Origin of the sequence: Streptomyces actinomycinicus (genome assembly GCF_016741775.1) — a bacterium.
In the GTDB taxonomy this organism is placed as follows: Bacteria; Actinomycetota; Actinomycetes; order Streptomycetales; family Streptomycetaceae; genus Streptomyces; species Streptomyces actinomycinicus.
In genome coordinates this window covers 501,995-522,997 of the sequence record NZ_JAERRK010000002.1, presented here as the reverse complement: position 1 = coordinate 522,997, position 21,003 = coordinate 501,995, and the positions used below count along the sequence as shown (strand labels likewise).

Sequence of the window (21,003 nt, the reverse complement as noted above, 5' to 3'; positions counted from 1 at the left end):
GGGCCTTTAAAGACATGGGACTCGAAGAAAAGCTGCCGAGCGGTTTCCTGCTCACCACCGTCGAGCAGGCCGCGGGCTGGGTGCGCAAGGCGTCCGTCTTCCCGGCCACCTTCGGCCTGGCCTGCTGCGCCATCGAGATGATGACCACCGGCGCGGGCCGCTACGACCTGGCCCGCTTCGGCATGGAGGTCTTCCGCGGCTCACCGCGCCAGGCCGACCTCATGATCGTCGCCGGCCGGGTCAGCCAGAAGATGGCGCCGGTCCTGAGGCAGGTCTACGACCAGATGCCCAACCCGAAATGGGTGATCTCCATGGGCGTCTGCGCCTCCTCGGGCGGCATGTTCAACAACTACGCGATCGTCCAGGGCGTCGACCACATCGTCCCGGTCGACATCTACCTGCCCGGCTGCCCGCCGCGCCCCGAGATGCTGATGGACGCGATCCTCAAGCTCCACCAGAAGATCCAGTCCTCCAAGCTCGGCGTGAACGCCGAGGAAGCGGCCCGCGAGGCGGAGGAGGCGGCGCTCAAGGCCCTGCCCACGATCGAGATGAAGGGGCTGCTGCGGTGAGCGACGCGAACGGCACCCACGGCGTCAACGGGGCGAACGGATCCTCGAACGGGGTGAACCCCGAGAAGGACCTCTCCGCCTCCAACCTCCCCGGCCAGCGCGGCCAGGGCGGCGAGGAGATCCGCGTCCAGCGCGGCATGTTCGGCGCCGCCAACGGCGGCGACACCTCCGGCTACGGCGGCCTGGTCCGCTCGGTCCGGCTCCCCGGACCCGCCACCCGCCCCTACGGCGGCTGGTTCGACGAGGTCGCAGACGAACTGGAAGGCGCCCTGGAGGAACAGGGACTCCTCCCCGAGAACGCCATCGAGAAGACGGTCGTCGACCGCGACGAGCTGACCTTCCACATCGAACGCGAGCACCTGCTCCGCGTCGCCCGCACCCTGCGCGACGACCCGGCCCTGCGCTTCGAGCTGTGCACCGGCGTCAGCGGTGTCCACTACCCGCACGACAAGGGCCGCGAGCTGCACGCCGTCTACCACCTGCGCTCGATCACCCACAACCGGCTGATCCGCCTCGAGGTGAGCGCCCCCGACGGCGACCCGCGCATCCCGTCCCTGGTCTCCGTCTACCCGACCAACGACTGGCACGAGCGCGAGACCTACGACTTCTTCGGGATCGTCTTCGACGGTCACCCGGCCCTGACGCGGATCATGATGCCGGACGACTGGCAGGGCCACCCGCAGCGCAAGGACTACCCCCTCGGCGGCATCCCCGTCGAGTACAAGGGCGCCCAGATCCCGGCTCCGGACCAGCGGAGGTCGTACTCGTGAGCACGCAGTCAGCATCCGCCGCGTCGGCCGCATCCGCGCGCGAGACCACCGAGGGCACCGTGTACACGGTCACCGGTGGCGACTGGGACGAGGTCGTCCAGACCGCGGCCCGCGCCGACGACGAACGCATCGTCGTCAACATGGGTCCTCAGCACCCGTCCACCCATGGAGTGCTCCGCCTGATCCTGGAGATCGAGGGCGAGACGGTCACCGAGGCCCGCTGCGGCATCGGCTACCTGCACACCGGCATCGAGAAGAACCTCGAGTACCGCACGTGGACGCAGGGCACCACCTTCGTCACGCGCATGGACTACCTGACGTCCTTCTTCAACGAGACCGCCTACTGCCTGGCCGTCGAGAAGCTCCTCGGCCTGGAGGAACAGATCACCGAGCGGGCCAAGATCATCCGGGTGCTCCTGATGGAGCTGAACCGGATGTCCTCCCACCTGGTGTGCATCGCCACCGGCGGTATGGAGCTGGGCGCCACCACGATCATGATCTACGGATTCCGTGATCGTGAAATGATTCTCGACCTCTACGAGCTGATCACCGGCCTGCGCATGAACCACGCGTACATCCGGCCCGGCGGACTCGCCCAGGACCTGCCCCCCGGTGCGGTGGACCAGATCCGCGAGTTCGTGAAGAAGATGAAGAAGAACCTCCCGGAGTACGACAAGCTCGCCACCGGGAACCCCATCTTCAAAGCCCGCATGCAGAACATCGGCTACCTCGACCTGGCCGGCTGCATGGCCCTCGGCGCCACCGGCCCGATCCTGCGCTCCACCGGTCTGCCGCACGACCTGCGCAAGACCCAGCCGTACTGCGACTACGAGACGTACGACTTCGACGTCCCGACCGCCGACACCTGCGACGCCTACGGCCGCTTCCTGGTCCGCCTGGAGGAGATGCGCCAGTCGCTCAGGATCGTCGAGCAGTGCCTGGACCGGCTCCAGCCCGGCCCGGTGATGGTCGCCGACAAGAAGATCGCCTGGCCCGCCCAGCTCGCCCTGGGACCGGACGGGCTCGGCAACTCCCTCGACCACATCAAGAAGATCATGGGTACCTCCATGGAGGCCCTGATCCACCACTTCAAGCTGGTCACCGAGGGCTTCCGCGTCCCGCCGGGACAGGCCTACGCGGCCGTCGAGTCCCCCAAGGGCGAACTAGGCGTGCACGCCGTCTCCGACGGCGGCACCCGCCCCTACCGGGTCCACTTCCGCGACCCGTCCTTCACCAACCTGCAGGCCATGGCGGCGATGTGCGAAGGCGGCCAGGTCGCCGACGTCATCGTCGCCGTCGCGTCCATCGACCCCGTGATGGGAGGCGTCGACCGGTGACCACCTCTTCTTCGGAGCGGGGCGTCAGCCTGGGCATGCCCGCACTGCCCGCCCCCGCGTACCCGGACGAGGTCCGGGCCCGGCTGGAGGCGGACGCGCGCGAGGTGATCGCGCGCTACCCGGACTCCCGCTCCGCCCTGCTGCCGCTGCTCCACCTCGTGCAGTCGGAGGAGGGCCACGTCACGCGCACCGGCATGCAGTTCTGCGCGGACATGCTGGACCTGACCACGGCCGAGGTCACCGCCGTCGCCACCTTCTACACCATGTACCGGCGCAAGCCCTCCGGTGACTACCAGGTCGGCGTCTGCACCAACACGCTGTGCGCGGTGATGGGCGGCGACGCGATCTTCGAGACCCTCCAGGAACACCTCGGCGTCGGCAACGGCGAGACCACCGACGACGGCACGATCACCCTGGAGCACATCGAGTGCAACGCGGCCTGCGACTTCGCGCCGGTCGTGATGGTCAACTGGGAGTTCTTCGACAACCAGACGCCGGGCAGCGCCAAGCGCCTGGTCGACGACCTGCGTGCGGGACGCCCCGTGGAGCCCACGCGCGGCGCGCGCCTGTGCACGTTCAAGGAGACCGCGCGGATTCTGGCCGGCTTCCCCGACGAGCGGCCCGGGGCCGTCGAGGAGAGCGGCAGTGCGGGACCCGCGTCGCTGGTGGGCCTTCGCCTGGCAAGGGGAGAGGCCGCACCCGCGCGCGTGGTCCATCCGCGCGACGGCGGTCCGCAAGACGAACCGCAGGACCGGGTGCACGAGCCGTCCCCGGCCGAGCACCTCAGCTCTCATGACGCGCCGCAGGAGACATCGGCCTCCGACCCGTCCCACCCAGCAGGGCCTACCGCCGAGGAGGGGGAGTGATGACCGTGGCAGCCGAACTCAAGGACACGAGCCCCGAGAAGCTGCTCGCACCCGTGCTGTCGGCCTTCTGGGACGAGGACCGGTCCTGGACCCTGGACGTCTACCGGAGGCACGAAGGGTACGAGGGGCTCCGCAAGGCGCTCGCCATGTCACCGGACGACCTGATCGCGTACGTCAAGGACTCCGGGCTGCGCGGCCGCGGCGGCGCGGGATTCCCGACGGGAATGAAATGGCAGTTCATTCCTCAGGGTGATGGAAAACCGCACTATCTAGTTGTCAACGCCGACGAGTCGGAGCCGGGCACCTGCAAGGACATCCCGCTCCTCTTCGCGAACCCGCACAGCCTCATCGAGGGCATTGTGATCGCGTGCTATGCCATCCGGTCGTCTCATGCCTTCATCTATCTGCGTGGTGAAGTCGTCCCCGTTCTGCGGCGGTTGCACGAGGCCGTGCGCGAGGCCTACGCGGCGGGCTACCTCGGCGAGAACATCCTGGGCAGCGGACTCGACCTCCAGCTCACCGTGCACGCGGGCGCCGGCGCGTACATCTGCGGTGAGGAGACCGCACTCCTGGACTCGCTCGAAGGCCGCCGTGGTCAACCGCGGCTCCGTCCCCCTTTCCCTGCGGTGGAAGGCCTCTACGCCTGCCCGACTGTGGTGAATAACGTCGAGTCGATCGCGTCAGTTCCCGCCATCCTGAAAAACGGCAAAGACTGGTTCAGGTCGATGGGCAGCGAGAAGTCCCCGGGCTTCACGCTGTACTCGCTCAGCGGCCATGTCGCCAGCCCCGGCCAGTACGAGGCCCCGCTCGGCATCACCCTGCGCCAGCTCCTCGACATGAGCGGCGGCATGCGGCCCGGGCACCGCCTCAAGTTCTGGACCCCGGGCGGCTCCTCCACACCGATGTTCACCGACGAACACCTCGACGTCCCCCTCGACTACGAAGGCGTCGGTGCCGCCGGTTCCATGCTCGGCACCAAGGCGCTGCAGTGCTTCGACGAGACGACCTGCGTGGTGCGCGCCGTGACCCGCTGGACCGAGTTCTACGCCCACGAGTCCTGCGGCAAGTGCACGCCCTGTCGTGAAGGAACGTACTGGCTGGTGCAGTTGCTGCGGGACATCGAGGCCGGCAAGGGCGTCATGTCCGACCTCGACAAGCTGAACGACATCGCCGACAACATCAACGGCAAGTCCTTCTGCGCCCTCGGTGACGGCGCCGCATCCCCGATCTTCTCCTCGCTGAAGTACTTCCGTGAGGAGTACGAGCAGCACATCACGGGCCGGGGCTGCCCCTTCGACCCGGCCAAGTCGACGGCCTGGGCGGACCGCCCGGAGGTGAACGCATGACCGTGACCACCAGCGCCCCCACCGGAGGGGGGCAGGCGGCGGTCCCGCCGGAGGACCTCGTCACGCTGACGATCGACGGCATCGAGATCAGCGTGCCCAAGGGCACCCTGGTCATCCGGGCCGCCGAACAGCTCGGCATCGAGATCCCGCGGTTCTGCGACCATCCCCTCCTGGACCCGGCCGGTGCCTGCCGCCAGTGCATCGTCGAGGTCGAGGGCCAGCGCAAGCCGATGGCGTCCTGCACGATCACCTGCACGGACGGCATGGTCGTCAAGACCCAGCTCACCTCGCCCGTCGCAGAGAAAGCCCAGCACGGCGTGATGGAGCTGCTGCTCATCAACCACCCGCTGGACTGCCCGGTCTGCGACAAGGGCGGCGAGTGCCCGCTGCAGAACCAGGCGATGTCGCACGGCAACGCCGAGTCCCGCTTCGACGGCAAGAAGCGCACCTACGAGAAGCCCGTACCGATCTCCACCCAGGTGCTCCTCGACCGCGAGCGGTGCGTCCTGTGCGCCCGCTGCACCCGCTTCTCCAACCAGGTCGCGGGCGACCCGATGATCGAGCTGCTCGAGCGGGGCGCACTGCAGCAGGTCGGCACCGGGGAGGGCGACCCGTTCGAGTCGTACTTCTCCGGTAACACCATCCAGATCTGCCCGGTCGGCGCCCTCACCTCGGCCGCCTACCGCTTCCGCTCCCGTCCCTTCGACCTCGTCTCCTCGCCGTCGGTGTGCGAGCACTGCTCGGGCGGCTGCGCCACCCGCACCGACCACCGGCGCGGCAAGGTCATGCGGCGGCTCGCCGCCGAGGACCCCGAGGTCAACGAGGAGTGGATCTGCGACAAGGGACGCTTCGCGTTCCGGTACGCACAGACGAAGGACCGACTCGGCACACCCCTGGTGCGCAACGCCGACGGAGTCCTGGAGCCCGCCTCCTGGCCCGAGGCCCTCGAGGCGGCCGCACGCGGCCTGACCGCCGCCCGCTCCCGGGCCGGCGTCCTGGTCGGCGGCCGGCTCACCGTCGAGGACGCCTACGCGTACAGCAAGTTCGCGCGCGTGGCCCTCGACACCAACGACATCGACTTCCGCGCGCGCGTGCACAGCGGCGAGGAGGCCGACTTCCTGGCCGCCCAGGTGGCCGGCCGCGGACGTGACCTCGACGGTACGGGCGTCACGTACACCTCCCTGGAGAAGGCACCCGCCGTGCTGCTCGTCGGCTTCGAGTCGGAGGAGGAGGCCCCCGGCGTCTTCCTGCGGCTGCGCAAGGCCTGGCGCAAGCACAAGCAGCAGGTGTTCGCGCTGGCCACGCACGCCACCCGGGGTCTGGAGAAGGCGGGCGGCATCCTGCTGCCGGCCGCGCCGGGCACCGAGACGGAGTGGCTGGACGCCCTCGCGAGCGGCGTCGGCCTGGAGGACCCCGGTACGCGGGCCGCGGAGGCGCTGCGCGCCGAGGGCGCGGTCATCGTCGTCGGCGAGCGGCTGGCCGGCGTCCCGGGCGGTCTCACCGCAGCCCTGCGCGCCGCCACCTCGACCGGTGCCGCGCTGGTGTGGATCCCGCGCCGGGCCGGGGAACGCGGCGCCGTCGAGGCGGGCGCGCTGCCCTCGCTGCTGCCGGGCGGGCGCCCGGCGACCGACCCGCGCGCGCGGGAAGAGGTCGCCGCCGTCTGGGGCCTCGCCGAACTCCCGCTCCGCTACGGCCGTGACACGAACCAGATCGTCGAGGCCGCCGGCAACGGCGAACTGTCGGCACTCGTGGTCGCCGGCGTGGAGGTCGGCGACCTCCCCGAACCGGCACGCGCGCGCGAGGCACTGGAGAACGTCGGCTTCCTGGTCTCGCTGGAACTGCGGCCCAGCGAGGTCACCGAGCACGCCGACGTCGTCCTGCCGGTCGCCGCGGTCGCCGAGAAGGCGGGCACCTTCCTCAACTGGGAAGGACGCGTCCGCTTCTTCGAGGCCGCGCTCAAGCCCGACCAGATGACCCGCCGGCTGGCACCGACCGACACGCGCGTGCTGCAGATGCTCGCCGACGCCATGGACGTACACCTGGGCCTGCCGGATCTGCGCACCGCGCGCGCGGAGATCGACCGGCTCGGCCCCTGGGACGGCCCGCGGGCCGGCGCACCCGCGGAGTTGGCGGGCGTACTGCCCCGCCCGGCCGCCGGCGAGGCCGTGCTCGCCGGGCACCGGCTGCTGCTCGACCAGGGCGTCCTCCAGGAGGGCGACGAAGCGCTCGCCGGCACCCGGCACGCCGCACGCGCGCGCGTGTCCGCGGCGACCGCCGCCGAAGTGGGCGTCCGGGACGGCGGAATCCTCGCCGTCACCGGACCCGCAGGCTCCGTCGGACTCCCCGTCCAGATCACCGAGATGCCCGACCGGGTGGTCTGGCTCCCGCTGAACTCCGTCGGTACCGGCGTCGCCTCCGACACCGGGGCACGGCCCGGCTCCCTCGTCCGCATCGGCCCGGCGGCACTCGCCGAAGAGACCCCCAAGGAGGTGGAGGCATGACCACGTACCTCGCCGCTGAAGACCTCTCGCTGTTCGGCCGCGACCCGTGGTGGCTGGTGGTCGTCAAGGCCGTCTTCTGCTTCGCCTTCCTGATGGTGACCGTGCTGTTCTCCATCGTCTGGGAGCGCAAGGTCGTCGCCTGGATGCAGCTGCGCATCGGCCCCAACCGGCACGGCCCCTGGGGAATGCTCCAGTCGCTCGCCGACGGCGTGAAGCTCATGCTCAAGGAAGACCTCGTCGTCAAGCGCGCGGACAAGGTGGTCTACATCCTCGCGCCGATCGTCGCGGCCATCCCCGCGTTCATGGCGATCGCGGTGATCCCCTTCGGCCCGGCCGGCAACGAGATCTCGATCTTCGGCCACCGCACCACGATGCAGCTGACCGACCTGCCGATCGCGATGCTCTACATCCTCGCGGTCGCCTCCGTCGGCATCTACGGCATCGTCCTGGCGGGCTGGAGTTCCGGATCCACCTACCCGCTGCTGGGCGGCCTGCGCTCCTGCGCGCAGATGATCTCGTACGAGATCGCCATGGGCGCCGCGTTCGCCTCCGTGTTCCTGTACTCGGGGTCGATGTCGACGTCTACGATCGTCGAGCAGCAGCACGACCGCTGGTACATCCTGCTCCTGCCGGTCTCCTTCATCATCTACATCGTCACCATGGTCGGCGAGACGAACCGCGCCCCCTTCGACATGCCGGAGTCCGAGGGCGACCTGGTAGGCGGCTTCAACACCGAGTACTCGTCGATCAAGTTCGCGATGTTCATGCTCGCCGAGTACGTCAACATGGTGACCGTCTCGGCCGTCTCGACCACCCTGTTCCTCGGCGGCTGGCGCGCCCCCTGGCCGATCAGCACCTTCTGGGAGGGCGCGAACCACGGCTGGTGGCCGCTGCTCTGGTTCGTCATCAAGGTCCAGCTGCTGTTGTTCTTCTTCATCTGGCTGCGCGGCACGCTGCCCCGCGTCCGCTACGACCAGCTGATGAAGCTCGGCTGGAAGGTCCTCATCCCGGTCTCCGTGACCTGGCTGATGCTCGTCGCGACCGTACGAGCCCTGCGCAACGAGAACTACGACTTCGCCGACATCGCCCTCTACGTCGGCGGCGGCGTCCTCGCCCTGCTGCTGATCTCCTTCATCGCCGACATGTTCCGCGAGAAGGCGAAGACGGCCGAGGAGCCCGCCGGCGGGCAGGCGGCCTTCGACGCGACGGCAGGCGGATTCCCCGTACCGCCGCTGCCCGGACAGGAGCTTCCGGCGGTGCCGAGGCGCCGCTCGCGCCGCGACCGGGAGCTGATTGTCAGTGGTGGACCGGACACTGTCAGTGACGGATCTTCGGATGGAAAGGAGGCGTCCGATGGCTGAGGAGCCTCAGGAGTCCGGGCAGAGCACGCCCGGCTTCCAGAACCCCGTGGCCGGCTTCGGCGTGACCTTCAAGGCCATGTTCAAGAAGCGGCTGACCGAGCAGTACCCGGAGCAGAAGAAGACCACGGCTCCGCGGTTCCACGGACGGCACCAGCTCAACCGCCATCCGGACGGCCTGGAGAAGTGCGTCGGCTGCGAGCTGTGCGCCTGGGCCTGCCCCGCCGACGCCATCTACGTGGAGGGCGCCGACAACACCGACGAGGAACGCTACTCGCCGGGCGAGCGGTACGGCCGCGTCTACCAGATCAACTACGCCCGCTGCATCCTGTGCGGGCTGTGCATCGAGGCGTGCCCCACGCGCGCGCTGACGATGACCAACGAGTTCGAACTGGCCGACTCCAGCCGCGCCAACCTCATCTACACCAAGGAGCAGCTGCTCGCCGGTCTCGAGGAGGGCATGGTCGACACACCGCACGCGATCTTCCCCGGCACCGACGAACAGGACTACTACCGGGGCCTGGTGACCCAGGCCGCGCCCGGCACGGTCCCGCAGGTCGCCGTCTCCCGGGGCGAGGTGCCGCAGGAGGCCGCGTCCACCTTCGGCGAGGAGGAACCGGCCTCGGAGAAGGTGATCGGCCGATGATGACGCACCTCGCCGCCTACACCACCTCCACCGGTGAGGCCTTCCAGTTCTGGGTCCTGGGCACGGTCGCGGTGATCGGCGCCCTGTGCACCGTCTTCATGAAGAAGGCCGTGCACAGCGCGCTCTGCCTCGCCGGCACCATGATCGTCCTGGCGGTGTTCTACCTCGCCAACGGCGCCTACTTCCTCGGGATCGTGCAGATCGTCGTCTACACCGGCGCGATCATGATGCTGTTCCTCTTCGTGGTGATGCTCGTCGGTGTCACGGCCGCGGACTCCCTGAAGGAGACCATCAAGGGCCAGCGCTGGCTGGCCCTTCTGTGTGGGCTCGGCTTCGGCGCCCTGCTCCTCGCCGGCATCGGCAACGCCTCCCTCAAGGAGTTCAACGGCACCGGCCAGGCCAACGCCAACGGCAACGTGGAGGGCCTCGCGGCCCTCATCTTCACCAAGTACGTCTTCGCCTTCGAAATCACCGGCGCCCTGCTCATCACGGCCGCCGTCGGCGCGATGGTGCTCACCCACCGCGAGCGCACCGAGCGCGCCAAAACGCAGCGCGAGCTGTCCGAGCAGCGCATCCGCGAGGGCGCGCACATCCCGCCGCTGCCCGCCCCCGGTGTCTACGCCCGGCACAACGCCGTGGACATCGCGGGCCTGCTGCCCGACGGCACCCCGTCGGAGCTGACCGTCAGCAAGACGCTGCGCGAGCGCGGCCAGATCCGCGACGTGTCCACCGAGGCGCTCAACGACCTGCGGGCGCTGGAACAGCGCGCGGAGGAACGCCTGGAGCGCACGGCCATCGAACCGGAGACGTTCAAGCGGCCCGAGGAGGCGTCGAAGTGAACCCGGTCAACTACCTCTACCTCGCCGCCTTGCTGTTCACCATCGGCGCGACCGGCGTACTCATCCGGCGCAACGCCATCGTGGTCTTCATGTGTATCGAGCTGATGCTGAACGCCTGCAACCTCGCGTTCGTCGCCTTCTCCCGGATGCACGGCAATCTCGACGGCCAGATCATCGCCTTCTTCACGATGGTCGTCGCCGCCGCAGAGGTCGTGGTGGGCCTCGCGATCATCGTGTCGCTGTTCCGTACCCGCCACTCGGCCTCGGTCGACGACGCCAGCCTGATGAAGCTGTAAGGGGTCGGAAGAATCGTGGAGAACCTGATCGCGCCGCTCATCGCGGCGCCCCTGCTCGGAGCGGCCGTCCTCCTGCTCGGCGGCCGGCGGCTCGACCGCGTCGGCCACTGGGTCGGCACGCTCCTGTCGGCCACTTCCTTCGTGTTCGGCCTGATCCTCTTCGCCGACCTGCTCGGCAAGGACGCCGAACACCGCACGCTGACCCAGCACCTGTGGACGTGGATCTCGGTCGGCAGCTTCCAGGCGGACGTCACCTTCCGCCTCGACCAGCTGTCGATGACGTTCGTCCTGCTCATCACGGGCGTCGGCTCACTCATCCACCTGTACTCGGTCGGGTACATGGAGCACGACGAGCGGCGTCGCCGCTTCTTCGGCTACCTGAACCTGTTCCTCGCGGCGATGCTGCTGCTCGTCCTCGCCGACAACTACCTGCTGCTGTACGTCGGCTGGGAGGGCGTCGGTCTCGCCTCGTACCTGCTCATCGGCTTCTGGCAGCACAAGCCCAGCGCCGCCACGGCCGCCAAGAAGGCCTTCCTGGTCAACCGCGTCGGCGACATGGGCCTGTCGATCGCGATCATGCTGATGTTCACCACCTTCGGCAGCTTCGCCTTCGGACCCGTGCTCAGCCACACCGGTGACACCTCCGAGGGCAAGCTCACCGCGATCGGCCTGATGCTGCTGCTCGCCGCCTGCGGCAAGTCCGCCCAGGTGCCGCTGCAGTCCTGGCTCGGGGACGCCATGGAAGGCCCGACCCCGGTCTCGGCCCTGATCCACGCGGCGACGATGGTGACCGCGGGCGTCTACCTGATCGTCCGCTCCGGCGCCGTCTTCAACGCCGCCCCCGACGCCCAACTGGCCGTCACGGTCGTCGGTGCGGTCACGCTCCTCTTCGGTGCGATCGTCGGTTGCGCCAAGGACGACATCAAGAAGGCACTGGCCGGCTCGACCATGTCGCAGATCGGCTACATGGTGCTGGCCGCGGGCCTCGGCCCCATCGGCTACGTCTTCGCGATCATGCACCTGGTGACGCACGGCTTCTTCAAGGCCGGACTGTTCCTCGGCGCGGGTTCCGTCATGCACGGCATGAACGACGAGGTCGACATGCGCCGCTACGGCGGCCTGCGCAAGTACATGCCGGTCACCTTCATCACCTTCGGCCTCGGCTACCTCGCCATCATCGGCTTCCCGGGCCTGTCCGGCTTCTTCTCGAAGGACAAGATCATCGAGGCGGCGTTCGCCAAGGGCGGCACCGAGGGCTGGATCCTCGGCGGCGCGGCCCTGCTCGGCGCGGCCATCACCGCCTTCTACATGACGCGCGTGATGCTGATGACCTTCTTCGGAGAGGAGCGTTGGAGGAACCAGCCCACGCGCTCCCCACAGGCCCCCAGCGCGGAACCCGCGGCCGAGCACCGCGGCGAGCACGCGGAACCGCACCCGCACGAGTCCCCGAAGGTCATGACGATCCCCATGATCGTGCTGGCCGTCGGCTCCGTCTTCGGCGGGGCGTTCTTCAGCATCGGCGACCGCTTCCTGCACTGGCTGGAGCCGGTCACGGGCCACAGCGAGGGCGACTCCCCGCTCAGCGCGGCGGCGGTCACCGGCGCGACGATGGTCTGCCTGGTCATCGGCGTCGCCATCGCCTGGGCCCAGTACGGCCGCAAACCCGTCCCGGTCGTCGCCCCGCGCGGCTCGCTGCTCACCCGCGCGGCCCGCCGCGACCTGCTCCAGGACGACTTCAACCACGTGGTCCTGGTCCGCGGCGGCGAACACCTCACACGCTCCCTGGTGTACGTCGACCACACCCTGGTCGACGGCGTCGTCAACGGCACGGCGGCCGGCTTCGGCGGCCTGTCCGGACGCCTGCGCCGACTCCAGAACGGCTTCGCCCGCTCCTATGCGGTCTCGATGTTCGGCGGTGCGGCACTCCTGGTCGCCGCAACCCTCCTGATGAGGGCGGTCTGATACCGATGTCCTTTCCTCTGCTGACAGCGACGGCGGCGCTCCCGGCCATCGGGGCCGTCGCCACGGCCGCCGTCCCGGCCGCGCGGCGCAGCGCCGCCAAATGGCTGGCGCTGCTCGTCTCGCTCGCCACACTCGCCCTGGCGATCACCGTCCTGGTCCGCTTCGACCCGGACGGCACCCGCTACCAGCTCACCGAATCCCACGCCTGGATCAAGGACTTCGGGGTCAGGTACGAGCTGGGCGTCGACGGCATCGCGGTGGCACTGATCGCGCTGACCGCCGTACTGATCCCCTTCATCATCCTCGCCGGCTGGCACGACGCCGACCCGCTCGAGACCGGCAGCCGCCGCTGGCGCCCCACCCAGGGGTTCTTCGCACTGATCCTGGCGGTCGAGGCGATGGTGGTCATCTCCTTCGAGGCCACCGACGTCTTCCTCTTCTACATCTTCTTCGAAGCCATGCTCATCCCGATGTACTTCCTCATCGGCGGCTTCGGGGACCGTGCCCACGAGCACGGTGAAGAGGCGGCCGCCACGCAGCGGTCGTACGCAGCGGTGAAGTTCCTGCTCTACAACCTGGTCGGCGGCCTGATCATGCTGGCCGCGGTGATCGGCCTCTACGTGGTGGCCGGGAACTTCAGCCTCCAGGAGATCGCGCAGGCCCGCACCAACGGCTCACTGCACATGGCCACCAGCACCGAACGCTGGCTGTTCCTCGGCTTCTTCTTCGCCTTCGCGGTGAAGGCGCCGCTGTGGCCGCTGCACACCTGGCTGCCCAATGCCATGCAGGAGTCCACCGCCCCGGTCGCCGTTCTGATCACCGCGGTCGTCGACAAGGTGGGCACGTTCGCGATGCTCCGCTTCTGCCTCCAGCTCTTCCCGGAGGCCAGCAAGTGGGCGACGCCCGTGATCCTCGTCCTGGCCCTGATCAGCATCGTCTACGGTGCGCTGCTCGCCGTCGGCCAGCGGGACATCAAGCGCCTGGTGGCGTACGCGTCGATCTCGCACTTCGGCTTCATCATCATGGGCATCTTCGCGATGACCAGCCAGGGCCAGTCCGGCGCCACGCTCTACATGGTCAACCACGGCATCTCCACGGCCGCGCTGATGCTGGTCGCCGGTTTCCTGATCTCCCGGCGCGGTTCCCGGCTCATCGGCGACTACGGCGGTGTGCAGAAGGTCGCCCCGGTGCTCGCCGGCACCTTCCTGATCGGCGGCCTCGCCACCCTCTCCCTGCCCGGCCTCGCGCCGTTCGTCAGCGAGTTCCTGGTCCTGGTCGGCACCTTCACGCGCTACCCGGCGATCGGCGTCATCGCCACCTTCGGCATCGTCCTCGCCGCGCTCTACGTCCTCGTCCTCTACCAGCGGACGATGACGGGCCCGGTGAAGCCCGAGGTGTCGGCGATGCCCGACCTCCGCGCGCGCGAGCTGGTCGTCGTCGCCCCGCTGATCGTGTTGCTGATCTTCCTGGGCGTCTACCCGAAGCCGGTCACGGACATCGTCAACCCGGCGGTCAAACAGACGATGTCCGACGTACACAAGAGCGACCCCAAGCCCGAGGTGGAGGCGGCCAAGTGAGCGCAGCAGCCGTCCACAGCCTGTGGACAACCGCGGCCGAACCGATCTCGAAGATCGACGCGCCGAAGATCGAATACGGACAATTGTCGCCGACCCTGATCGTTGTCGGCGCAGCGCTGGTCGGGGTGCTCATCGAGGCGTTCGTGCCGCGCAAGTCCCGGTACTACGCGCAGGTGTTCGTCTCCGTCGTCGCACTCTGTGCCGCGTTCGCCGCGGTCGTCGCACTCGCGGCCGGCGGCTACGGCACCACGAAGGCGCACGTCGCCGCCATGGGAGCCATCGCGGTCGACGGCCCGTCCCTCTTCCTGCAGGGCACGATCGTGCTGGCCGGCCTGGTCGGCCTGTTCACCTTCGCCGAGCGGCGCCTGGACCCGGCCGCGCACGGCAACCGCGTCGACTCCTTCGCCGCGCAGGCCGCCGCCGTACCGGGCAGCGACTCCGAACAGGCCGCGGTGAAGGCCGGCTTCACCACCACGGAGGTCTTCCCGCTTCTCCTCTTCGCGATCGGCGGCATGCTGATCTTCCCGTCGGCCAACGACCTGCTGACCCTGTTCGTGGCCCTGGAGGTCTTCTCCCTCCCCCTGTACCTGTTGTGCGCGCTCGCCCGCCGCAAGCGGCTGATGTCACAGGAAGCCGCCGTCAAGTACTTCCTGCTCGGTGCGTTCGCCTCCGCGTTCACCCTGTTCGGCATCGCGCTGCTCTACGGCTACGCGGGCTCGGTGTCCTACGCCCGCATCGCGCAGGTCGTCGACGGCACCGTCACCGACGTCGACCCCGCCCTCGCCAACACCATGGGCAACGACGCACTGCTCCTGATCGGCGGCGCCATGCTCGTCATGGGCCTGCTGTTCAAGGTGGGCGCGGTCCCGTTCCACATGTGGACGCCCGACGTCTACCAAGGCGCGCCCACCCCCGTGACCGGCTTCATGGCGGCGGCGACCAAGGTGGCCGCGTTCGGCGCGCTGCTGCGCCTGCTGTACGTCGTCCTGCCCGGGCTGCGCTGGGACTGGCGGCCGGTCATGTGGGCCGTCGCGATCATCACCATGCTGGGCGGTGCGATCGTCGCCATCACACAGACCGACATCAAGCGGCTGCTGGCCTACTCGTCCATCGCGCACGCGGGATTCATCCTCGCGGGTGTCATCGCCACGTCGAAGGACGGCGTGTCCTCCGTCCTCTTCTACCTGGCGGGCTACTCCTTCGTGACGATCGGCGCGTTCGCCGTGGTCACGCTGGTACGGGACGCGGGCGGCGAGGCGACCCACCTGTCCAAGTGGGCCGGACTCGGCCGCCGCTCGCCCCTGGTGGCGGCGGTCTTCGCGATCTTCCTGCTGGCATTCGCGGGCATCCCGCTGACCTCCGGCTTCGCCGGAAAGTTCGCCGTCTTCAAGGCGGCGGCGGACGGCGGCGCGGTCCCGCTGGTCGTGGTCGGTGTGATCTCCTCGGCGATCGCGGCGTTCTTCTACATCCGCGTGATCGTGCTGATGTTCTTCAGCGAGCCGAAGCCGGAAGGCCCGACCGTCGCCGTCCCGTCCCCGCTGACCATGATCGCGATCGGCATGGGTGTCGCGGTGACGCTGGTCCTCGGTGTGGCACCGCAGTACTTCCTGGACCTGGCCGGACAGGCGGGCGTTTTCGTGCGCTGACGGTCACCGTCCTCATGCCGCTGCCCGGCACCCGCGTTCGGAAGGGTGCCGGGCAGCGGTGTGTTCTCCATGGCTCACTGATACCTGTCGCGGCGTGGCTTGATCTGCGTGAGGTCGAGGTCCAGCGGAAACGGGACGTCCAGCTTCATCCGGTCGCGGTAGATGCCGGTGCCGGTGAAGGTGCCGGTCGTCGTATTCCTCCGGCGCCAGCGACTGGAGCCCCACTCGAAGAAGCTCACAGCACGCACGCGAAACATCGTCTGCGGACTCGCGAAGACCAGGATCCCGTCGATCAATTCCGGGTGCGGAGGAAGATTCGGGAGGCGGTCCAGGTCGTCGCCGGTCCAGCCGCCTTCCGGCGGGGTCAGCCTGTGGATAACTGCGAGGCTGTCGGTCCTGGCCCCTATGGTGGAGGCAGCGGTCGAGAGACGACACACGGGGGACCGGCGGGGGACAGGACGATGGGCGCGACGGGCGGGATCAGCGAGATGCCACAGGTGACCGAGGGGCCGGGCGCGGCCGACAGCGAGGCGCTGGCCACGCTGCACCGGGTCTTCGGATACGACGCCTTCCGGGGCGAGCAGCAGGCGATCATCGAGCACGTGGTCGCGGGCGGTGACGCCCTCGTCCTCATGCCGACCGGCGGCGGCAAGTCGCTGTGCTACCAGATCCCGGCCCTGGTCCGGCCCGGCACCGGCGTGGTGGTCTCACCGCTGATCGCCCTCATGCAGGACCAGGTCGACGCCCTGCGCGCCCTCGGCGTCCGCGCCGGCTTCGTCAACTCCACGCAGGACTTCGACGAGCGGCGCGTCGTCGAGGCCGAGTTCCTGGCCGGCGAACTGGACCTGCTGTACCTGGCGCCGGAGCGGCTGCGCCTGGACACCACGCTGGACCTGCTCTCCCGTGGCAAGATCTCCGTCTTCGCGATCGACGAGGCGCACTGCGTCGCCCAGTGGGGGCACGACTTCCGCCCCGACTACCTCACCCTGTCCCTGCTCGGCGAGCGCTGGCCGGACGTCCCGCGGATCGCCCTCACCGCCACGGCCACCCGCGCCACCCACCAGGAGATCACCCAGCGGCTGAACCTGCCGACGGCCCGCCACTTCGTCGCCAGCTTCGACCGGCCCAACATCCAGTACCGGATCGTGCCCAAGGCCGACCCCCGGAAGCAGCTGCTCGCCTTCCTCCGGGAGGAGCACACGGGTGACGCCGGCATCGTGTACTGCCTCTCCCGCAATTCGGTCGAGCGCACGGCGGAGTTCCTGACCGCCAACGGCATCGAGGCGGTGCCCTACCACGCGGGCCTGGACGCGGGCATCCGCGCCGCGCACCAGTCCCGGTTCCTGCGCGAGGACGGCCTGGTCGTGGTCGCGACCATCGCCTTCGGCATGGGCATCGACAAGCCAGACGTCCGCTTCGTCGCCCACCTCGACCTGCCCAAGTCGATCGAGGGCTACTACCAGGAGACCGGCCGCGCCGGCCGCGACGGCCTGCCGTCCACGGCCTGGATGGCGTACGGCCTGAACGACGTCATACAGCAGCGCAAGCTGATCCAGTCCGGTGAGGGCGACGAGGCGTTCCGCCGCCGGGCCGCCGCCCACCTCGACGCCATGCTCGCGCTGTGCGAGACCGCCCGGTGCCGCCGCGGTCAGCTGCTCGCCTACTTCGGGCAGGACCCCGAGCCGGCGGGCTGCGGCAACTGCGACACCTGCCTCACCCCGCCGGAGACCTGGGACGGCACGATCGCCGCACAGAAGGTGCTGTCGACGGTGGTCCGGCTGCAGCGGGAACGCGGACAGAAGTTCGGCGCGGTGCAGATCGTCGACATCCTGCTCGGCAAGCGCACCGGCAAGGTCATCCAGTTCGACCACGACCAGCTGTCCGTCTTCGGTATCGGAGCCGACCTCACCGAGGCCGAATGGCGGGGCGTCATCCGGCAGCTGCTGGCCCAGGGACTGCTCGCGGTCGAGGGCGAGTACGGCACCCTCGTGCTCACCGAGACGAGCGGCTCGGTACTGCGCAGCGAGCGCGAGGTGCCGCTGCGCAAGGAGCCGAAGAAGCCGGCCGTGTCCCGGTCGAGGTCGGCGGGCGCCTCCGGGGGCGAGCGCAAGGCCAAGGCCGCCGCGGCCGAGCTGCCCGACGCACTGCTCCCCGCCTTCGAGGCCCTGCGCGCCTGGCGCGCCGACCAGGCCCGGGAACAAGGGGTTCCCGCGTACGTCATCTTCCACGACGCCACCCTGCGGGAGATCGTCACCCAGTGGCCCGGTTCGGTGCGCGAGCTGGGCACGATCAGCGGCGTCGGCGAGAAGAAACTGGCCACCTACGGGGAAGGGGTCCTGGAAGCGCTGGCTTCCCTCGACAGCCCGGCCCCGACGGCCACCCCGGCCCCGGCCACCATTCCGGCCCCCGCTGCCGACGTGCCGGACACCGACTGGCCGGAGCCGCACGAGGAACCGGAGCCGGACGACTGGATATAGCCGACGGGGCACAGCGGTCCTGCCGGAAACGCTGCGGGGAGCGTCACAGGCCGCGCGCCGCGTAGGCCCTGACATCAGCGTCCGAGTCGGCCGTGGCCGTGGCGAGGGCGGCACGGGCCTCCGCCGACGCACGGTGTCGCGTCAGCGCCAGCACGGCCGCCTTGCGCACGTCGGCGTTCGGATCGGCGAGGGCCTTGGCCAGGGCGGGTACGGCCGTGCCGGCGGGTGCGACCGACAGCGCGGTGGCGGCACCGGCCCGTACCTGCCAAGCCGGTTCGGACAGAGCGGCCACGGCACGGGCGGCGAGCGGCTCCGGGCAGCCGGTGACGGCCAGTGCCCCGAGCGCGGCCCCGCGCACCAGCGGGTCGCCGTCCCCGGCGAGCCGGTCCAGGGCGGCGTCGAGCAGGGCCCGGTCGGCCGTGGCCAGGGGCGCCGGGGCGACGACGGCCAGGGCCTTGGCCACGGTGACCCGGACCTCCCGGGAGGGATCGTCCGCGGCACCCGCCAGCGGCCGGACCGCGTCGACCGAGACGAGCGCCCGTACGGCCTCGGTGCGGACGGCGATGTCGGCGTCGTCCAGCGCCGCCGCGAACACCGCGGCCTCGCCCAGCCGCAGCGCCCGCAGCACGTCCAGAGCGGCGGCCCGGACCACGGGATCCGCCACGGCGAGCGCATCGGTGAGGGCCGCGCCCAGGGCCGGGTCGGGCGGCAGCGTCTCGACGAGTTCACGCAGTGATGCCGCGGCCGTCGCCCGGACCTCGGCGTCGGAGTCGGCGAGCGCACCGGCCAGGACCTGCCCCGTGCCGGACGGCACGGTCTCGGTGAGCACCGAGACGGCCGTACGGCGGACAGCGGGATCCGGGTCGGCCAAGTAGGGGCCCAGCTCGGCCAGTTCGGGTTCCGCCTCGGCCAGCTCCAGCAGCTCCAGGAGCCGGGGAGAAGCGGTTTTGGGGGCGCCGGCCCGCTCACCGGGAGCGGTGGCACGCGCGGACGCCGGCCCCGCGGCCACCGGCGCCACCTCGCGCGGCCCTGCCGTGGCCACATGTTCGGGAAGAACCTCGCCCAACCGCCGGGAGGGGCCGCCGACAGGCGTGAACTCCTCCATCGGCACCAGATAGGGAGCCACGGGACGAGCCGTGAACTCCATCGCACCAGAGGGGGACTTGTGCAGATCGAGATGGTGGAACCAGGAGACGTCGTCACGCCCGGGGTGATCGAGACGGTCGTGGTAGAGACCCCAGCGGGACTCGGTACGGGCCAGGGAGGCACGGGCGGCCATCTCCGCGCAGTCGCGGATGAAGGTGACCTCGGCGCAGCGCATCAGCTCGTGCGGGGTGCGGGCACCCATCGCGGCGACGTCGGCACGCATCCGCTCGAAGGCCTCCAGGGCGAGGGACAGCCGCGTGCCGGACTTCGGCGGTGCCACGTAGTCGTTCACGAAGCGGCGCAGCTTGTACTCGACCTGGGGCTGCGGCGGGCCGTCCGGGTTGCGCAGCGGACGGTAGATCAACTCGTGCGCCTCACGCACCTGGTCCGCGGGAAGCTCACCGTCGTACGCCCTGTACCGGGCGGCGTCCGCACCCGCGAGGTCACCGAAGACGAAGGCGCCGATCATGTAGTTGTGCGGGACGCAGGCGAGGTCACCGGCCGCGTACAGGCGGGGCACGGTGGTACGGGCCCGTTCGTCGACACGGACACCGGAGGCGGAGTGGCCGCCGCACAGGCCGATCTCGGAGATGTGCATCTCGATGTCGTGGGTGCGGTAGTCGTGCCCCCGGCCGGCGTGGAAGGTGCCGCGGGTGGGCCGTTCGGTGGAGTGCAGGATGGACTCGAGGGCGGAGACCGACTCCTCGGGCAGATGACTGAGCTTCAGGTAGACCGGGCCGCGGTCGCCGGCGACCTCGGCGGCGAACTCGGCCATCATCTGCCCCGACCAGTAGTCGGAGTCGACGAACCGCTCGCCGTGCCGGTTCACCTGGTAGCCGCCGAAGGGGTTGGCGACGTAGGCGCAGGCCGGACCGTTGTAGTCCTTGATCAACGGGTTGATCTGGAAGCACTCGATCCCGGTCAGTTCGGCGCCCGCGTGGTAGGCCATGGCGTACCCGTCACCGGCGTTGGTGGGGTTCTCGTAGGTGCCGTAGAGGTAACCGGAGGCGGGCAGGCCGAGCCTGCCGCAGGCGCCGGTCGCGAGGATCACCGCGCCCGCGCGGACGGTGACGAAGGCGCCGGTACGCGTGTGGAACCCCACGGCGCCCACGGCCTGCCCGCCGACGGTGAGGACCCGGACCGGCATCAACCGGTTCTCGATCCTGATCCGCTCCCGCATCTCGCGCCGCCGCAACTGCCGGTACAGGACCTTTTTGACGTCCTTGCCCTCTGGCATCGGCAGTACGTACGAGCCGGAGCGGTGGACCTGGCGGACCGCGTACTCACCGTGCTCGTCCTTCTCGAACTTGACCCCGTACGACTCCAGCCGCTGCACCATGGCGAAACCGCGGGTGGCCGTCTGGCGGACGGTGGACTGGTCGACGATGCCGTCGTTGGCGCGGGTGATCTCGGCCACGTAGTCGTCGGGTTCGGCACGACCGGGGATGACCGCGTTGTTGACGCCGTCCATGCCCATGGCGAGCGCACCGGAGTGCCGGACGTGGGCCTTCTCCAGCAGCAGCACGTTCGCGCCGCGCTCGGCGGCGGTCAGCGCGGCCATGGTCCCGGCGGTGCCGCCGCCGATGACGAGGACGTCGCAGGTCAGCTCCTCGGCGTCGGTGAGGGCGGGAATCTCCAGGGGGGTGGGCGCGGGGGTGGTCACCGGG

General features: G+C 69.8%; 16 protein-coding genes. 14 read left to right on the top strand and 2 right to left on the bottom strand.

Features of this window, described 5'->3' with window-relative positions:
• The first annotated feature begins 14 nt into the window (after positions 1–14).
• The 13 genes from JK359_RS06415 to nuoN are packed head-to-tail and all read left to right on the top strand — an operon-like array spanning position 15 to position 15,713.
• Positions 15–569, top strand: a complete 555-nt coding sequence (locus JK359_RS06415; protein WP_007383964.1) for a NuoB/complex I 20 kDa subunit family protein — start codon at positions 15–17, stop codon at positions 567–569.
• Positions 566–1,339 carry an NADH-quinone oxidoreductase subunit C gene (locus JK359_RS06410; RefSeq protein ID WP_201832462.1) on the top strand — a complete coding sequence of 258 codons (774 nt, stop codon included), beginning with the start codon at positions 566–568 and terminating at the stop codon, positions 1,337–1,339. The genes JK359_RS06415 and JK359_RS06410 overlap by 4 nt, the downstream gene beginning before the upstream one ends.
• Positions 1,336–2,676 carry an NADH-quinone oxidoreductase subunit D gene (locus JK359_RS06405; RefSeq protein ID WP_201832461.1) on the top strand — a complete coding sequence of 447 codons (1,341 nt, stop codon included), beginning with the start codon at positions 1,336–1,338 and terminating at the stop codon, positions 2,674–2,676. The genes JK359_RS06410 and JK359_RS06405 overlap by 4 nt, the downstream gene beginning before the upstream one ends.
• A complete protein-coding gene (nuoE, locus tag JK359_RS06400) occupies positions 2,673–3,542 on the top strand; it encodes an NADH-quinone oxidoreductase subunit NuoE (protein WP_201832460.1) in 870 nt (289 codons plus the stop codon). Before JK359_RS06405 ends, nuoE begins: the two co-directional genes overlap by 4 nt.
• Positions 3,539–4,888: an NADH-quinone oxidoreductase subunit NuoF gene (gene nuoF / locus JK359_RS06395; protein WP_201832459.1), complete on the top strand. Its 1,350-nt coding sequence runs from the start codon at positions 3,539–3,541 to the stop codon at positions 4,886–4,888. The genes nuoE and nuoF overlap by 4 nt, the downstream gene beginning before the upstream one ends.
• The gene (locus tag JK359_RS06390) at positions 4,885–7,389 is read left to right on the top strand and encodes an NADH-quinone oxidoreductase subunit G (RefSeq protein WP_201832457.1); all 2,505 of its coding nucleotides are present in this window, start codon (positions 4,885–4,887) and stop codon (positions 7,387–7,389) included. The genes nuoF and JK359_RS06390 overlap by 4 nt, the downstream gene beginning before the upstream one ends.
• Positions 7,386–8,750, top strand: a complete 1,365-nt coding sequence (nuoH, locus tag JK359_RS06385) for an NADH-quinone oxidoreductase subunit NuoH (RefSeq protein ID WP_201832454.1) — start codon at positions 7,386–7,388, stop codon at positions 8,748–8,750. The genes JK359_RS06390 and nuoH overlap by 4 nt, the downstream gene beginning before the upstream one ends.
• A complete protein-coding gene (nuoI, locus tag JK359_RS06380) occupies positions 8,743–9,393 on the top strand; it encodes an NADH-quinone oxidoreductase subunit NuoI (RefSeq protein WP_201832452.1) in 651 nt (216 codons plus the stop codon). Before nuoH ends, nuoI begins: the two co-directional genes overlap by 8 nt.
• The gene (locus JK359_RS06375; RefSeq protein ID WP_201832451.1) at positions 9,390–10,232 is read left to right on the top strand and encodes an NADH-quinone oxidoreductase subunit J; all 843 of its coding nucleotides are present in this window, start codon (positions 9,390–9,392) and stop codon (positions 10,230–10,232) included. Before nuoI ends, JK359_RS06375 begins: the two co-directional genes overlap by 4 nt.
• Positions 10,229–10,528, top strand: coding sequence for an NADH-quinone oxidoreductase subunit NuoK (gene nuoK / locus JK359_RS06370; protein WP_028420845.1), 300 nt, complete (start codon positions 10,229–10,231; stop codon positions 10,526–10,528). The genes JK359_RS06375 and nuoK overlap by 4 nt, the downstream gene beginning before the upstream one ends.
• 15 nt (positions 10,529–10,543) lie before the next feature.
• Positions 10,544–12,490: an NADH-quinone oxidoreductase subunit L gene (nuoL, locus tag JK359_RS06365; RefSeq protein WP_201832449.1), complete on the top strand. Its 1,947-nt coding sequence runs from the start codon at positions 10,544–10,546 to the stop codon at positions 12,488–12,490.
• 5 nt (positions 12,491–12,495) lie between these two features.
• Positions 12,496–14,067: an NADH-quinone oxidoreductase subunit M gene (locus tag JK359_RS06360; protein WP_201832447.1), complete on the top strand. Its 1,572-nt coding sequence runs from the start codon at positions 12,496–12,498 to the stop codon at positions 14,065–14,067.
• Positions 14,064–15,713, top strand: coding sequence for an NADH-quinone oxidoreductase subunit NuoN (nuoN, locus tag JK359_RS06355; protein WP_201832445.1), 1,650 nt, complete (start codon positions 14,064–14,066; stop codon positions 15,711–15,713). Before JK359_RS06360 ends, nuoN begins: the two co-directional genes overlap by 4 nt.
• A gap of 74 nt (positions 15,714–15,787) precedes the next feature.
• Here the strand turns inward: nuoN and JK359_RS06350 are convergent, their stop codons facing one another.
• Complete coding sequence (locus tag JK359_RS06350) at positions 15,788–16,090, bottom strand: hypothetical protein (protein ID WP_201832809.1); 303 nt, start codon at positions 16,088–16,090, stop codon at positions 15,788–15,790.
• A gap of 84 nt (positions 16,091–16,174) precedes the next feature.
• Here JK359_RS06350 and recQ point away from each other — a divergent pair, with 84 nt between their 5' ends.
• Entirely contained in the window at positions 16,175–18,190 is a 2,016-nt protein-coding gene (recQ, locus tag JK359_RS06345) for a DNA helicase RecQ (RefSeq protein WP_201832443.1), read from the top strand.
• Positions 18,191–18,233: 43 nt separating this feature from the next.
• Here recQ and JK359_RS06340 read toward each other — a convergent pair whose 3' ends face one another.
• On the bottom strand, positions 18,234–20,999 hold the full coding sequence (locus tag JK359_RS06340) for a fumarate reductase/succinate dehydrogenase flavoprotein subunit (RefSeq protein ID WP_201832441.1): 2,766 nt from the start codon (positions 20,997–20,999) through the stop codon (positions 18,234–18,236).
• Positions 21,000–21,003 lie beyond the last annotated feature (4 nt).